Origin of the sequence: Kitasatospora sp. NPDC048407, from assembly GCF_043200475.1 — a bacterium.
In the GTDB taxonomy this organism is placed as follows: Bacteria; Actinomycetota; Actinomycetes; order Streptomycetales; family Streptomycetaceae; genus Kitasatospora.
On the sequence record NZ_JBICXW010000017.1, the window covers coordinates 74,630 to 88,960 of the forward strand.

Annotated in this window: 11 protein-coding genes; 6 read left to right on the forward strand and 5 right to left on the reverse strand. The window is 74.1% G+C overall.

Annotation, left to right across the window (positions count from 1 at the left end):
* Positions 1 to 9: 9 nt before the first annotated feature.
* Positions 10 to 162 (reverse strand): hypothetical protein, encoded by a 153-nt coding sequence (locus ACGFWJ_RS26965; RefSeq protein ID WP_392954213.1) that lies wholly within the window; start codon positions 160 to 162, stop codon positions 10 to 12.
* A gap of 276 nt (positions 163 to 438) precedes the next feature.
* Here ACGFWJ_RS26965 and ACGFWJ_RS26970 point away from each other — a divergent pair, with 276 nt between their 5' ends.
* On the forward strand, positions 439 to 1,413 hold the full coding sequence (locus tag ACGFWJ_RS26970) for a LuxR C-terminal-related transcriptional regulator (RefSeq protein ID WP_392954215.1): 975 nt from the start codon (positions 439 to 441) through the stop codon (positions 1,411 to 1,413).
* A gap of 993 nt (positions 1,414 to 2,406) precedes the next feature.
* Positions 2,407 to 2,874 (forward strand): OsmC family protein, encoded by a 468-nt coding sequence (locus ACGFWJ_RS26975; RefSeq protein ID WP_392954217.1) that lies wholly within the window; start codon positions 2,407 to 2,409, stop codon positions 2,872 to 2,874.
* A 646-nt stretch (positions 2,875 to 3,520) separates the two neighbouring features.
* Here the strand turns inward: ACGFWJ_RS26975 and ACGFWJ_RS26980 are convergent.
* A complete protein-coding gene (locus tag ACGFWJ_RS26980) occupies positions 3,521 to 5,119 on the reverse strand; it encodes a serine protease (protein WP_392954219.1) in 1,599 nt (532 codons plus the stop codon).
* A gap of 149 nt (positions 5,120 to 5,268) precedes the next feature.
* Between ACGFWJ_RS26980 and ACGFWJ_RS26985 the strand changes: the two genes are divergently transcribed.
* The gene (locus ACGFWJ_RS26985) at positions 5,269 to 6,003 is read left to right on the forward strand and encodes an RNA polymerase sigma factor (protein ID WP_392954221.1); all 735 of its coding nucleotides are present in this window, start codon (positions 5,269 to 5,271) and stop codon (positions 6,001 to 6,003) included.
* The gene (locus tag ACGFWJ_RS26990; protein ID WP_392954223.1) at positions 6,000 to 7,100 is read left to right on the forward strand and encodes a CU044_5270 family protein; all 1,101 of its coding nucleotides are present in this window, start codon (positions 6,000 to 6,002) and stop codon (positions 7,098 to 7,100) included. The genes ACGFWJ_RS26985 and ACGFWJ_RS26990 overlap by 4 nt, the downstream gene beginning before the upstream one ends.
* A 521-nt stretch (positions 7,101 to 7,621) precedes the next feature.
* Here the strand turns inward: ACGFWJ_RS26990 and ACGFWJ_RS26995 are convergent.
* Positions 7,622 to 8,206, reverse strand: a complete 585-nt coding sequence (locus ACGFWJ_RS26995) for a kinase (RefSeq protein ID WP_392954225.1) — start codon at positions 8,204 to 8,206, stop codon at positions 7,622 to 7,624.
* Positions 8,207 to 8,555: 349 nt separating this feature from the next.
* On the opposite strand from ACGFWJ_RS26995, the gene ACGFWJ_RS27000 reads away from it, so the two are divergent.
* Both ACGFWJ_RS27000 and ACGFWJ_RS27005 read left to right on the forward strand, forming a co-directional pair.
* Positions 8,556 to 8,939, forward strand: a complete 384-nt coding sequence (locus ACGFWJ_RS27000) for a hypothetical protein (protein WP_392954227.1) — start codon at positions 8,556 to 8,558, stop codon at positions 8,937 to 8,939.
* Positions 8,940 to 10,541: 1,602 nt separating this feature from the next.
* Positions 10,542 to 12,137, forward strand: a complete 1,596-nt coding sequence (locus tag ACGFWJ_RS27005; RefSeq protein ID WP_392954229.1) for a hypothetical protein — start codon at positions 10,542 to 10,544, stop codon at positions 12,135 to 12,137.
* A gap of 1,077 nt (positions 12,138 to 13,214) precedes the next feature.
* On the opposite strand, the gene ACGFWJ_RS27010 is transcribed toward ACGFWJ_RS27005, so the two are convergent.
* The gene (locus ACGFWJ_RS27010; RefSeq protein WP_392954231.1) at positions 13,215 to 14,048 is read right to left on the reverse strand and encodes a hypothetical protein; all 834 of its coding nucleotides are present in this window, start codon (positions 14,046 to 14,048) and stop codon (positions 13,215 to 13,217) included.
* A 119-nt stretch (positions 14,049 to 14,167) separates the two neighbouring features.
* A complete protein-coding gene (locus tag ACGFWJ_RS27015; protein ID WP_392954233.1) occupies positions 14,168 to 14,299 on the reverse strand; it encodes a hypothetical protein in 132 nt (43 codons plus the stop codon).
* Between the last annotated feature and the right edge of the window lie 32 nt (positions 14,300 to 14,331).

Genomic DNA, 14,331 nt, shown 5'->3' on the forward strand with positions numbered 1-14,331 from the left:
GGAACCCGGTCATCTCTGCGCGGGCGGCGCGGGGGTGACGACGTCCCAGTCGAAACCCGTGGAGGCGGCAGTGCGCGGGGCCGGGCGATCGGCGACGACGCCGCCCGCGACGACGCCGCCCGCGGCGGCGGAGCCCAGGCCGACGGTGAATGCGACGATCAATCCAGTGCAAACGATACGTATTGAGTGGGCCACGACTGCTCTCTCCTCATTCATAACCATGCTGTGCCCGTGCGCGGTTCGCGGAACTCGTCCCGGTTTCTGTGCGATTTCCGCTCTTGGGGAAGATCCTGCCGTCCGGCCAAGGCGATGTCACGGCCGCAGAGGTGGCACGAAGTAGCTCGGCACCTAAGTGCCAGATCATTTCGTCCGCGAAAAGCGTTGCGCCCCCCACCGCCGGACGCCGATGATGATCATCGACACGGGGAGGGCGGCGCGGTGTTGCAAGCACTCGGACTGAACGCACTGACGGAGAGCGTCTACAGAGCCCTGCTGGCAGACCCGGACGGGGGAGTCGAGCAGATCGCCACCACCCTGCACCTGTCCGAGACAGAGGTACGCGAAGCACTCGACGAACTACTGGAACTGACGCTACTGCGGCCCGCGGCCGACTCCCGCACCCTGCGCGCCGTCAGCCCGGAAGTCGGACTGACCAGGCTGCTCGCCCGCAACCAGAACCAACTGCTCTTCCGCCAGCAGCAATTGGAGAACGCCCGGACCGCGATCGAAGCCCTTTCCGCCGAGTACACCGACCGGCGCACCGACGACGAGATGGTCGTGCGACTGGACTCCCTCGAAGCCGTCCGCGACCGCCTCGAGGAACTCGCGGCCACCGCCACCGAGGAATGCCTGTCCCTGATGCGCGGAGGAGCCGTCCGCCCCGATTCCATCCAGGCCGGCAAACACCCCAACCGACTGGCACTGGAACGCGGAGTGGCCATCCGCAGCATCTTCCAGGACAGCTTCCGCAACGACCCCGACACCCTGCGCTACGCCCGATGGCTGGCCGATCTCGGCGGCCAGACACGAACCGTGCCCGTACTACCCATGCGACTGGTGATCGTCGACCGCAGCATCGCCCTGATCCCGAGCGACCCCGGCGACGGCCGCCGCGGCGCACTGGAACTGCACGGCCCGGCCCTCGTCCAGCCCCTGCGCGCACTGTTCGACGAACTCTGGCGCAACGGAGCCGACTTCGGCCAGCCCGCCCCCCGCGACGACCAGGACCTCACCGGCTCCGAACGCGCCCTGCTGCAACTCCTCGGCGACGGCCACACCGACGAGTCCGCCGCCCGCAGACTGGGCCTGTCCCTGCGGACAGTACGCCGCATGATGCAAGACCTGATGAACCGCCTGGGCGCCGAAAGCCGCTTCCAGGCAGGCGCCCAGGCCGCCCGCAACGACTGGCTGTGACCCCCGCACCACCCGCACCCACCCGGCCAGGCCCCCGCACCACCCCACCCCACCCGAGCCCCGGCCGTGGCCACCCCCACCCCCACCGCGGCTGCGCCCCCCAGGGCCACCATCGGGCCGGCCCCGCCCGCCCCTGCCGCCGAACACCAGACCGCCACCCCTGCCGTTCCCACCGCCCGGAGAGTCTCAGCCGAGCAGCGCGCCCATGTCTCACCTGAGTGCCGCGCGAGGTTCTGAGATCGTGCAGTTCGGATGGGGTTGCCGAGTGGCGGGCCGTGGCGTTCGGCGAGGCGCAGGTGTGACATGTCGTGAGAAAAGCCGGCGCGCCGGAGCGAGCCTCCCAATAGCGCGAAACGCGGTCAGTTCGGCGGCCTTTTCCCCTTACGTGCCGACCCTGCGGGCACTCGTACGTGACGACGGACCTTCCGCCACCTCGGCGCCTGCTCGCGCTTCCCGCCCGGTGCCCGGACGCGCGTTCGTCCGGCCGCCGACCGCACCGACCACCGACGTCCCCCGCGCCCGCGCCCGTGTCGGCCGGGCGCCGGACACCCGCCGCGCCCACGGCCCCCGCACGGCGGCCGACCGGGACGGAGCCCCGCTTCCGACCGCCTTCGAGAGCCGGCGCGACGTCAGTACACCTGCCGCTCCCTCGCCCTGTCCGCCGGGGTACCCGCTACAGGCCGTCATGGCGCGCCGGACCCCGCTCGCGGCCGCACCCCACACGGCCGCCGGCCGCCGGCCCCGGCGCCGGCGCCGGCCCGTGATCCGCCGCGAGGCACAGGTGGAACCCGCTTGTCCCGGCAGGCGCGCGGCAGGCGGTGCGGCACCTCGGGGGCAGATACCGGCCGGGGTACACATGGAGACGCGGGCACGGGAGCAACGGCGGCCCTGTCGGGGCCGTTCGGCCCTTGGGACGGCGGTGCCCCGGGCCCGTCAATGGGAGACACAGCCGTACCACGACCCCCCGATCCCTTGAACATCCTGGAGCCCGCCATGTCCGCGACCGAGCGCCCCGTCCAGCACCTGGGGGCGAACGAGCCCCTGCCTCCGGGACGGATCCGGGTGGATCACGCCTCGGGTGACGCCTACGCGGTCGCGATCCGCGGTCACCGGCTGGTGGTGGACCAGCCGGTGGACGCCGGGGGCGACGACAGCGGGCCGACGCCCACGGAGTTGTTCGCGGCGTCCCTGGCCTCCTGCGTGGCGTTCTACGCCGGCCGCTACCTGGCCCGCCACGGAGTGGGGGCCGAGGGCCTGCGGGTGGACGCCGAATTCACGATGGCCACCGACCGCCCGGCCCGGGTCACCGATCTCACCGTCACCGTCGACGTGCCCCCCGGCCTCGACCCGGCACGCCGCGACGCGCTGCTCGCGGTGGCGTCGAACTGCACCGTCCACCACACCCTGCAGCAGCCGCCGACCGTACACGTCGCACTGAGCCCCGCTCCCGGCAGGCGGTGAACCCCGTTCACCCGCGGCACGGCCGACGTCCGGCTAAGTGTCGGGGCGAGGGAGGGTGCCGGCGCAGTGGCACCGGCGGCCGGGCGACGGTCGGCCCGGGCGGTTGCCGCAAGCAGCAGCGCGCCGACGGCCGCCGGCGCACGGTTCGCGGCGGCCACCCAACTGTCCACCCCTTCACCGGTCATCAGCGTGATCACGTCCATCAGCAGACCGAACGCGGTGACCACCGCCACCCCGCAGAGCGCCCGGAGCAGCACCCGTAACGCCGAACGCAGCCCCGAACGTGCCACCATCCCGCAGGTCAGGGCCGCGAACGCGCCCACCGCCACGACGATCCGGTCGAGCGCGGCGGTGTGGGGTTCCCCCGAGGTGCGGAAGGTTGCCGGACCTCGGGGGAACCTCACCGCGGCCGGCCCCACCACTGCGACAGTGGCCACCGCTGCGCCGAACGGCGACCGCGCCGCACGCGCCTCCGCGGCCGCCGCATCCCACTGCTCCGGCGTCGACCCGCTCGCCCGCAGCACCGCAGCACCCGCAGCCACACGCCACCAGGCCGCTCCCGGCGCCGGCACGACCCGGAGCGAGGCCGGCAACGGCCCGGCGGTTCCCGGCGGTTCCCGAAAGCGGCCTCAGACGGCCGACGGCGTCACTGGGTGCGGTAGGCGTCGGTGATGGTCTGCTCGAGGGTGTTGCCGTCGGCATCGGTCAGCTCGGCGCGCAGGGAGACACCGGTGCCGGCCGGCGGGTTGTGGACCGTCACCGCGCCCGCTTCGAGCGCGAGGCGGGTCCACGAGGCACCGCCGTCGGTAGACGCCGAGACGGTCAGCGAACGGGTACGCCCGTCCGCGGCGGCTCCCTGCACGGTGACCGGAATCCGGAGCGCACTGCCGCCCGCCGCGGTGCCGGCCGGGCTGAGCTCGGGGGAGAACCGCACGACACTCACCGGGAGCGCGGTCGGCCCGGCCGTGGTGGCCGAGGCGAAGGTCCACGACGCGTTCACACGGGTGGTCGCGCCGGCCGCGGCCTTGCGGGTCACCGTCGTGGCCAGACGGTACGAGGCCCTGCCCGAAGGCACGGTGAACTCCCCGCGTCCGGGCGCGTCGGACACGGCCCCGACCAGCACGCCGTCGCGGTACAACGACGTGCGCGCGGTGTCGAACGACGGGCTCCACGGCGCGTGGCCGTCACCGTCGGCAAGCAGCGCGACGTTCGCGGCGATCCGGTCGCCCTCGCGCGAGACGGCGGGACGGTCGGTGAGCGCGGGGCCGAAGACCGGGCCGTCGAAGGTCTGGGTGACCGTGGCCCCGGCCCGCACGGCGATGCGGTCGGCGGTGTAGGAGTTCGGCGCGGTGCCGTCGGCGCGGGGGACGGTGAAGCCGATGTCCCAGGTGCCGCGCTCGGGCGCGACGAGGAAGGTGGCGGTGCCGGGCGTCGGCAAGGACCGGGAGACGCCGAGGGCCGCTCCGTCGGTCGGCAGGAGGCTGAAGTGCGCGGTTCCCGTGCTGCCCGGCCCGACGGCGCTACGGATGTTCAAGGTGGCCAGCTCCTGCGCGGAGTAGTGCCGGGTGAGCCCGGTCAGCGCACGGGTGCCGGTGAAGGTCCGGCCGAGCGCGTAGTTGACGGTGTCGGTCTTCCAGTTGACGTCGACCCACTGCTTCAGCGCCCCGGCTTCGGTCTCGGGCCCCAGGTGGGCCACCCGCAGGTTCGGCGACCCGTTGACGACATTGCCGCTCCTGGTGACACCCTGGTGCGTGACCTCGACGACCGTCGAACCGTGCACGAAGCTCGCGGAGCCGTCCGGGGGACGGACGTCGACGGGGACGGTGGTCCGCGCGTCGACGGTGACGGTGGTGTCCCGGTCGAGGTCGAGGCGCGGCTGGACGATCCAGTCCGTCCCGATCGTGCCGTTCGCCCCCTGGGTCGAGCTCATGGTGCTGTCCAGCAGGTACCGGCCCCTGGGCAGCCGCACGGTGGTGACGCCGGAGGCGTCCTGCTGCTCGAGGAACTCCTCGCCGCCGTCCTTGAAGACCCCGGCGACATGGGTGCGGTACTTCGCGGCCGGCTGGCCGGCCCGGTCCACGTGCTTGATGGTGAGGGTGAACGTCTGCGGCTCCGCGGCGAACGCCGCGCCACCGAAGGCGGGAGCCGAGGTGCCGGCCAGGACGACGGCGACAGCCAGGGCCCGCAGGGCGCTGCGCCGGGGAACCGAACGAGGAACGGAGCGGGGAGCGGAAGTAGTGATCATGCTCTGTACTGCTCGGACCGGCCCCTGAGTTCCTGTGAGCCGGACCACAATCCGCAGCGCGACCACCCCCCCGGGCGCGGCCGACACCTGTGACACACGTCACCGGAACCCGGGCGGCGGACCGGGCAGGGCTGAGCGTGGAAGCACTCATGAGAACGCGTCTTCGCCGCGGCGACCCCGACGCCCTGGGCGAGCTGTACGACGAGCACGCCCAGGTGCTGTACCGCTACGCCCTGCGCGTGACGGGCGACTGGGCGGAGGCCGAGGACGTCGTCTCGACGACCTTCCTGGAAGCGTGGCGAGGCCGGGAGAAACTGCACCCCGACGGTGACGGGCTGCGCCCGTGGCTGCTGGGGATCGCGACCAACATCATGCGCCGCACCGCCCGGGCCCGCCGGCGCCGGGACATCGCGCTCGCCCGGCTCCCGGAACGCGGCTCGGTCCCGGACTTCACCGACGACCTGGTCGCGCACCTCGCGGACGCCGAGCACCTGCGTGCCGCGCACCGCGCGCTCGCCCGGCTCCGGCGCCGCGACCGGGAGGTCTTCACCCTCGTGGTGTGGGCCGGGCTGGACTACGCGAGCGCGGCCGAGGCGCTCGGCACGCCGGTCGGCACCGTCCGCTCGCGGCTCTCCCGGGCCCGGGCCCGACTGCGTGAACTCACCGAGGCGGAAGCCAGGGCCCAGGCCAAGGCCGACGCCAGGGCCAGGGCCGAGACCCGCGTCCCGCCGGCGCGGCACCGGCCCACCGGAACCGGAAAGCCCCCCGCGGCGGAAGGACGGACTCCTTCCGCACCCGTCACCGCCCTGCCCGTACCGGGCCGCATCCCCGCGCTCCGGCCGTCGATCCGCTCGATCCAGTCGATCCAGGAGAGCCACGGATGAACGCCACCCCACGGCGCGATACGCAGCGTCCGTCCTCCGCGCGGGACGAGCGCCGCGAACTCGCCGAGCTGCTGCCCCCGCCGGCCGTGCCCGGCCTGGACCCGGATCGTCAACTACTGCTGAGACGGGAGGTGTTGCACCGGGCCGCCGCGTCCGCCGCGTCCGCCGGACCGCAGGGCGGCACCGTCCGGCGTCCGGCCCGGTACCGGCGTCCGGTCCGGATCGCGGTGCCGGCGCTCGCCTGCGCCCTCGCGGTCCTCGGCGTCGTGACGGTCGATCCTGGGGGTCCGGCCGGGCACGACCGCGCGGCGGTGGCCGGGGACGGCACGACCGGCACCTCCCGCGCGGTACGGCTGCTCGACCGCGTCGCGCTCGCCGCCGGAGCGGAGCAGTCGACGGTCCGCGCCGACCAGTTCGTCTACGTCGAGAGCAGGGTCGCCTACGCGGCTCAGAGCACGGCGGGCGGTCCCGTGACCGTGGCTCCCGTGCACACCCGGCAGGTCTGGCTGTCCGCCGACGGCACCCGCCCCGGCCTGCTGCGCGAGGAAGGCGGGCCGGACACCCGGCTCGGCGAGAGTGGACCGGTCTTCCACCTCGACCGGCCGGGGGAGACCGCCCGGCCCGACACCCCGCGCCGGAACGGTCCGTCGATCGGTGAACCGACCAACGCCTATGTCGCCTCGCTGCCCACCGATCCGGACGCCCTGCTGAAGCTGATCAGGGAACAGACCCGCGGCAAGGGCCAGGACCCGGACCAGCGGGCGTTCACAGCGATCGGCGACCTGCTGGCCGAGACCTGGGCGCCGCCACAGGTCAGCGCCGCGCTCTACCGGGCCGCCGGGCGGATCCCGGGAGTCACGGAGGTCGCTTCGGCCGTCGACGCCACCGGACGCGAAGGCATCGCCGTGGCGCGTACGGCACACGGGCAGCAGACCCAGTGGATCTTCGACCGGACCACGTACGCGTTCCTCGGCGAGCGCACCGTCCTCACCGGGGCCGACGAGACAGGGCCGGCCGGGACGGTGGTCGGCACCTCGGCGGTCCTCACGAAGGCCGCCGTCGACCGCGCCGGCCAACTCCCCTCAACAGACCGGTGACGCGGGCGGCAGCCGACCGACCGGCTCCGCGCCGCCCCCAACTCACCCGACCCCCGAGCCGGCGGACGGGCCGAACGACCCGATCGGCGGACGGTGACCTGGACGCGGTGGCGTTCCAGGCCTGCCGGCGGCGGGGAGCGCGACCTCCAGCTCCGGCCGGCCGGCGCGCACTCCCGCCATCCCCCGTGGCCACAGGAACTGACGCACCTACCGGCCGGCCCGGCCATCCTGCCCGGGCCGGCCAAGGCGTCGCACCCCTCCTGCCGCGCACCCAACCGGGCGCGAACCTCCAGGCCTCCCCGGACGGCGTCCAGTACACGGGCACCGAGATCCATGGCGAGGACCCCGCCCACCCAGGCCGCACGTCGGACACCTACCCGCACCCGCCGAACCCGGCGTCCCCGACCGCGACAAACCCGCACTGGTCACACCACCGACGACCGACCCGGCCACGCGCGGGCGGCACCGCACCCGGCCCGGCCGGCATGCGCGCTGCTTCACCTTCAGGGACCGATGGGAGGTCAGGGGCGTGGTGTCCAGCCGGGCGGGACGAGACGGGTGTCGTCGAGGACCCGCTGGACGGTGTCGTCGAGGGTACTGTGCTCGCCGATGACGTGTTCGAGGCCGCCGGGCAGGAGGTCGTGAGCCTGGTACCAGCCGGCCATCTGCTCGGCCGTCACCTCCGCGGCCAGCGGACGGGTGGCATGCCGGCGGACGGTCTCGTCGAAGCCGATGTCCAGGTAGTACAGGAAGCTGCGCCCGCGGTGGTCGGCCACCAGGTCGGCCAGCATCGCGCCGTAGCGGTCGGCGGCCAAGATGCCCTCGACGACGACGTGGAAACCGTGCTCGAGGGCATGCCGCGCGACCAGGCCGACCAGACCGATGTTCGCCCCACCGACGACGTCCCGCTCCCGCAGCACCTCGCGCCGCAGAAAATCCTGGCCCACCACGGCGACGCCCCGGCCGTACGCGGCGCGAATCCCCGCAGCGGTGCTCGACTTCCCCGCGCCGCTCGGCCCACGCACCACCACCAGCACCGTGTCCGCGCTGCCTACCGCGCCGGTACCGTCCATGCCTGCCGGGAACCGCTCTCCATTGTCGTCCACGGCGGACGACGGTATTCGGGACCAGCCGCCCTCCGCCCGGGCACCCTGCGGCCTCTCCGGCGGCGGCCCCACGGACCTTGACGGCCACCACCAAGGTCACCTTGATGCGGGCGGGTCGGACACCACGATGACCGACCCGCCCGCCACAGCCAGTGACCTTCGACAGGCGACCTTGACCGATCACCAGCGCCGCTTTCACAGTGCCACACGGGGGCAGAGCAGCTAAAGGCGGCCCGGGTGGCGAGCGTCCGACGCCACCGCCCGGCCGCCCGGATGCACCCGGCGGTACGGAGTGGTCGACTCGAGGCGACGGGAAGTCCCGGGGGCCGTCACGGAGAGGAGCCGAGCGATGCCGAAGGTGTCCAAGCAGTCCGCGACGAAGGTCGAGGAGTTCGGTCCGGTGACCGACCGCCGCGAGGAGATGAACGGCTACACCGTCGAATTCGTCTCCTTCGGGGCGGACGCCGACCTGGACGGGCCGCTGCAGTCGCTGCCCGACGGGATGTGCCAGTGCCCGCACTGGGGTTACGTCATCGCCGGGCGCATGCGCTTCGTCTTCGCCGACCATGAGGAGGTGTACGAGGCCGGCGACGCGTTCTACCAGCCGCCGGGCCACCGGCCGTACGTCGACGCCGGGACGGAGCTGCTGCAGTTCAGCCCCACCGACGCGCTCGCCCGCACCGAGCAGGCCATCACCGACTGGATGGGCCGCCAGCAGGGCGGCACGCCTTAACTGCCCGGCCGCCGCATCCCGCCGGTCCGCCCCAAATCCACGGGAGCGGGCCGGCCGGTGGACGCGCACGCCGGCCCGGCCCGCAGCAGAGCCACCGATCGGCGGTGGCGGACATGAGCCCGACCTCCGGCCCGAGCTGCCCCCGGGCACACCCCTGCGCCGCTTCCTGGACCGGGAGACGCCCGCCGGTCCCGAGCCGCCGCGCAGCGGGGTTCGCTCTCCAGCACCCGATGGCGAGACCTGGCGGCCGGGCCGGCTCGGGGCGCTGCCGCGGTCGGGTTCGTTCACCCCGGCTGTGCGGGGGCGGTCGGCCAACGTGATGCCGCAGGTACGGACGGGCGGCCGTGACGCCGTCGACGCTCTCCCCGGCGCGCAGCCGGCGCCGCACCGGTGGTGCGCCGGGCCGCGGAGCAGGGCCTGACCGACGCCGGCGCCGCCCCGCGCGCCGACCTCGACCCGACACTGAACGCGTGAAGACGGCGTGTCCGCGATCGACGCCGGGCCGTGCTCGGATCAAGCGGCTCCGACCGCCCAGCCGCAGCGGGTGCGGTGCCCGATCACTCGGCGCGCTCCCGATGACACTCCCGATGCGGCTCTCGCGGTCACCGCCACCCGAGCTCTTACGGCCGCCCCGCCATCGGATCCGGGGACCGCACCACCGTGAGCGCCCAGCGCCTCTGCCCCCACAACGCGGGAAGGCCGCCACCCGCAGGCGACGGCCTCCCAGTGCTGTCTCAGGGCCCGAGAAGCCCACCGCCGGGCAACTGGCCACCCGAACCGGGGGGACGGGCCCGCTACGCCCACTCCGCGCCGCGCTCGGCGAGCCGCGCGAGCCGGCCGGGCGCCGGCTTCGCCCGGCCGGCCTTCTGATTGTCGAGCCGGCCGCCCGGCGCGAAGTGCGACGCCACCACCTGCTCCTCACCCGCCGGGGCCGGCCTCCACGGTCCCCAACGGCTCCTTGCGTGGGCGGGGCACCCCGGGGGCCGCTCCCGCTCGACAAACGCCGCCGGCGCTACCAGACCCCGGGCGAACCGGCCTGCCCGCGACACCTTCGGCTTCGCCTCCGCGACGGCCTCCGCGGCGGCCTCCGCGGCCACCGGCCCGGCGCCGGCCCCGATCCCGGCCCCGATCCCGATCCCGGCCCCGATCGCGATGAGGAGGTCCCGCCGACCCGCCACCAGGCCCGGCCGGTCGGCCGGCGCGCCGCGCCCGCCCGCACCGGCCGAGCTGCTCGCCCGCGTACACCGTCCCCAGCGGCAGCACGGTCCGGTCGGCCAGGCCGTCGGACTCGAGCCCCTGCCGCGTACCCATCTGCACCGCGAGGGTCTCGCGGGTACGCGGCGTGGTGCGTACGACGGCGACCCCGTCGGCGTCGAGCAGAGCTCGGCGCAGTGGGGCGTATGGGCGATGCCGGGTCCTCGCCGGCTCGCGCGGGGTGTTGCGACATACGAGGCTTCTCATCACAACCTCGCTACCTCGAAGTGATCGGGTCGGGGTATCCACTGTGGTTTGTCATGATTTGACGTCAAGTGTCCTGTCGTACTTCCGCGTTGTCGCGTGAGGGTGCGGGGCGCTTTGTTGTGAGGAGAGGTGAACCTGCGGATGAGTGCTCGTACGCGTGGACAGGGCGATCTGCCGTGGTACCGGGTCAGCCGTCAGCGGCCCGCGGCCGTATTCAACAAGGCCCTGGCCGGTGGGACGGTCCCGGCCGGTGCCGGCGGTGCGTCCGACCTGGTCGGCCCGGGTGGACGGCGTGGGGAGCGCGGTGTGGGGGTGATGTCGGTGGGGGGCGCGCTGCTGTCCGCTGTGGCGCTGCTGGCGGCCGCGGCTCCACCGGTGGCCGCCGCGCCGGCGGGGGCCGTGCCGGTGCGCGCGCAGGAGGCCGATCCGTCGCAGACCTTCACCTTCACCGGCGCCTCGCAGACCCTGACCGTTCCGGCGGCGGCGGTGGTGACGATCACCGCGGACGGCGCGGGCGGCGCCGACAACACCGGCACCCCCTGTTCCGTCACCGGGACCGGTGGGACGGGGGCGCGGGTGGTGACCACCCTGCCGCAAACCACCACCCCGACGACCTTCACCGTCAACGTCGGCGGCACCGGCGGCAAGGGCTGCAACGGCACCGGCACGGCGGGTGCGGGCGGGTTCAACGGCGGCGCCCCAGGAGGGAGTTTCCCGCTCAGCGGCTTCCACTTCGAAGGTCCGGGCGGGGGCGGGGCCTCCAGCGTCAGCACGGGCGGCTCCCTGCTGGTGGTCGCCGGGGGCGGCGGTGCCTCCGGCGGCACCGGAGCGGGCTCCACGGGAGGCAACGGAGGCAACGGAGGGACGACACCGGATGCCACCGCCGGTACCGCGGGAAGCGCCACCGGCCCCGGGGCCGCGCCGGGACAGGGCGGTGGCGGCGGAAGCACCAGCACCAGTACCGGAGGGCCCGGCGGGACCTCCGGCAGCGTCCCGTCCTGTGCGGTCACGAACGGCGCGCCGGGGAGCGGGTTCTCCGGTGTCACGGTCGGCACCGGCGGTACCGGCGGCCGCTTCGACGGCGGCTGCGCCGCCACTGCCATCGCCGGCGGCGGTGGCGGCGGGGGCGGCTACTTCGGCGGCGGCGGCGGCGGCAGCGGCGCCGTCAACAACCACGGCACCTCGGCGGGTGGTGGTGGCGGCGGCGGGGGCAGCAGCTTCGCCACCCCCACGGGCACCGGCACGAGCTACGCGCCGTCGACGATCGGGACGGCGAACCACAACGGCCAGGTGACCATCTCCTACGTAGTCCCGTCCTTGACCATCACCAAGACCCACACCGGGAACTTCACCCAGGGACGGGACGGCATCTACACCATCACCGTCGGCAACGCCGCCGGAGCCGCCCCGACCGACGGCACCACCGTCACCATGCAGGACACCCTCCCCGCAGGGCTCGAGGCCGACAGCATCAGCGGCACCGGCTGGACCTGTGACCAGGGCACGCTCACCTGCACCCGCAGTGACATCCTTCCCGCCGGGAGCAGCTACCCGCCCATCACCCTGCAGGTCGACGTCTCCTGCAGCGCCGACGACGAGGTCACCAACGTCGCGGTCGTCACCGGAGGCGGCGACACCACCCCCCACACCGCCACCGACCCCACCAGGATCGAGCGCCCCCGGCACGACGACCACGACAAGTACGACACGCACTGCGACCGCCACGAGCACTGGTAGACCAACCAGCCCCGGGGACCCCGGAGCCCGCACCACCCTCCACCACCACTCGGACAGCGCCCCGGACGGGCTCACCCCCCGTTCAACGAGAACCGAACCAGCCGCGGAGCACACCCGCGCCACACCGCTTCACGCCCGCGGCACGCTCACCGACGACGACCACCAGGCCCTCCGCGACCTCACCCGCACCCTCGACCCCGCCACGCTGCGCCAGGTCGCGGGCCGGCTGGAGCGCACCCGCACCGCGGCCCTCGCGCTGCGCGGCACCGAGCAGGCCCCGCCCACCCGTCCGAGGGTGCGCCGCAGCCAGTTCTGACCGACCGCGCAGGCCCCCGGGGCCCGCCGCCCCTTCCGTTCCGCGCGCCCCAGACGGTGACCCCCGGCTGGGGCGCGCTGATTCGTCGTCAGCGCCGCGGTCCACAGCCGACCCCGGCCAGGGGGCGCCATGACGCCATGACGACGAAGAAGAGGACCACAGCGCCCTGCCAGGCCCACGACGCCGGCGGCTGGGGCAACTGCCCGGTGGCCGCGCTGCGCACTGCTTGGCGAGCGCGTCGCGGCCGGCGCGCACGTGCCGGCGCCAGGCTTCGGCGGTGATGCCGTTCGGGACCGGGCCCGTCTCCAACTCGGCGGCCGACACTCCAGGCGGGCTCGGACTCGGACCTCGGCGATCGCCGAGGCGACGATTTTGTCGACCACCTCGGCCGGGAGCGGGCCGCCGCCGGTTTCCTCGTGGGCGTCGGTGAGCCGCTCGGCGATCAGGTGCGAGCGCTTGGCGCAGGGCGGCGCGGGCCCGGTGGAGTGCGGTCGGGTGGTGGCCGGGGACGGTGGTGGCCGGGGACGGTGGTGAGGCGGAACAGGGTGGCGCGCGGCGGCGGGGTGGTGGCGGCCCAGTCGGCGCAGCGCGCGCAGGGCGCCGACGGCCATGGCGTCGGAGGCGGCGAACACGGCGTCCACGTCCGGGAATTGGTCGAGCAGTCGGAGCATGGCGTGTTTACCGGAGCGGGACCCGGAGGTCGGTGCACCGTCAAGGGTGCGCGCAGCATCGGAGCCGGCGCACCCTGGCGGAGCGGACGGCTACCAGTTGCCCCAGGTGCCGGTGGACCAGCGGGCGGCGCCGTCGCTGCCGTAGATCACGAAGTTGCCGTCGTCCTGCACCTTCGCCCAGTCGCCGGGCCGGCCCTTGGTCGAGAGCGACCAGGTGACTCCGGCACCCTGGGCGTTGAGCCACAGGGCGCCGAAGGTCGGCGCGCCCGACACGGTCGCGAAGCTGTTCGGGTGGCCGTAGGTGCCGGTGGACCACAGCGCCGCGCCGTCGCGCTTGCGGTAGAGGACCAGGTTCCCGTCGGGCTGCATGAGCAGCCAGACCGAGTTCGACTCGATCCAGCGGCCGTGCGCCATGGTGTTGGGGTTCGGGCCGAGTTTGTCGTTGGTGGCGCCGACGGCCGGGGTGACGCCGGTGTCGGTCTGCCAGTACAGCTGCTGGCCGCTGACGGCGAACCAGCCGTTCAGCAGCGAGGCCACCGTGCCCGGGTGGCCGTAGCTCCCGGTGCTCCACAGCGCGCCGCCGGAGTCCGGGCCGCCGCCCTGGCGGTAGACGACGAAGTTGCCGTCGGGCTGCATGTAGGCGTACGCGCCCTGGTTGCCGTAGGTGCCGCTGGACCACAGCACCGGGCCGCGGTGGCCGGTGTCGCCCACCAGGTAGAGCACCAGGTTGCCGTCCGACTGCATCACCAGCTCGGTCTCGCCGCTGACCATGCTCTGTCCCGACAGGAGCTTCTCGCCGCTGCGCAGGCTGGTGGCCTCGTTGGCCGGCGGCTTCGCCGCGGCAGTGCCGGCCGGAGCCGCGACGGCGATGACCGCGGCGCCGAGCAGGGCCGCGGCGGCGCGCTTGAAGACGTTCTTCCGCATCGAGCGGGAAACCCCCTTGTTCCAGGGCCCACGATTGGCGTGGGCCCTGGATTCATACACCCTCACATGGGCTTTTTGGCAATCGGGTTACCGGCGGGCGGGGTCCGGGGACGCGCGGATCAGTCCTCGTAGTAGTAGTTGTCGACGACCACGTCCGGGGTGTCGTCGTCGCTGTGCCTGCCCGGCGAGGCGGCCGCCGGCGGCGGCGACCAGTTGCATGCCCTCGAGGACCGGTCCCAGCCGGCTGTCATCGTCCTGCCTCTGCGACGACACCGGAAGGACA

Bases quoted from the DNA above. Each gene is read 5' to 3' on its own strand.
- ACGFWJ_RS27015 (WP_392954233.1), bottom strand. From the start codon at position 14,299: ATGACAGCCGGCTGGGACCGGTCCTCGAGGGCATGCAACTGGTCGCCG.
- ACGFWJ_RS27010 (WP_392954231.1), bottom strand. From the start codon at position 14,048: ATGCGGAAGAACGTCTTCAAGCGCGCCGCCGCGGCCCTGCTCGGCGCC.
- ACGFWJ_RS26980 (WP_392954219.1), bottom strand. From the start codon at position 5,119: ATGATCACTACTTCCGCTCCCCGCTCCGTTCCTCGTTCGGTTCCCCGG.
- ACGFWJ_RS26975 (WP_392954217.1), top strand. From the start codon at position 2,407: ATGTCCGCGACCGAGCGCCCCGTCCAGCACCTGGGGGCGAACGAGCCC.
- ACGFWJ_RS26990 (WP_392954223.1), top strand. From the start codon at position 6,000: ATGAACGCCACCCCACGGCGCGATACGCAGCGTCCGTCCTCCGCGCGG.
- ACGFWJ_RS26985 (WP_392954221.1), top strand. From the start codon at position 5,269: ATGAGAACGCGTCTTCGCCGCGGCGACCCCGACGCCCTGGGCGAGCTG.
- ACGFWJ_RS27000 (WP_392954227.1), top strand. From the start codon at position 8,556: ATGCCGAAGGTGTCCAAGCAGTCCGCGACGAAGGTCGAGGAGTTCGGT.
- ACGFWJ_RS27005 (WP_392954229.1), top strand. From the start codon at position 10,542: ATGAGTGCTCGTACGCGTGGACAGGGCGATCTGCCGTGGTACCGGGTC.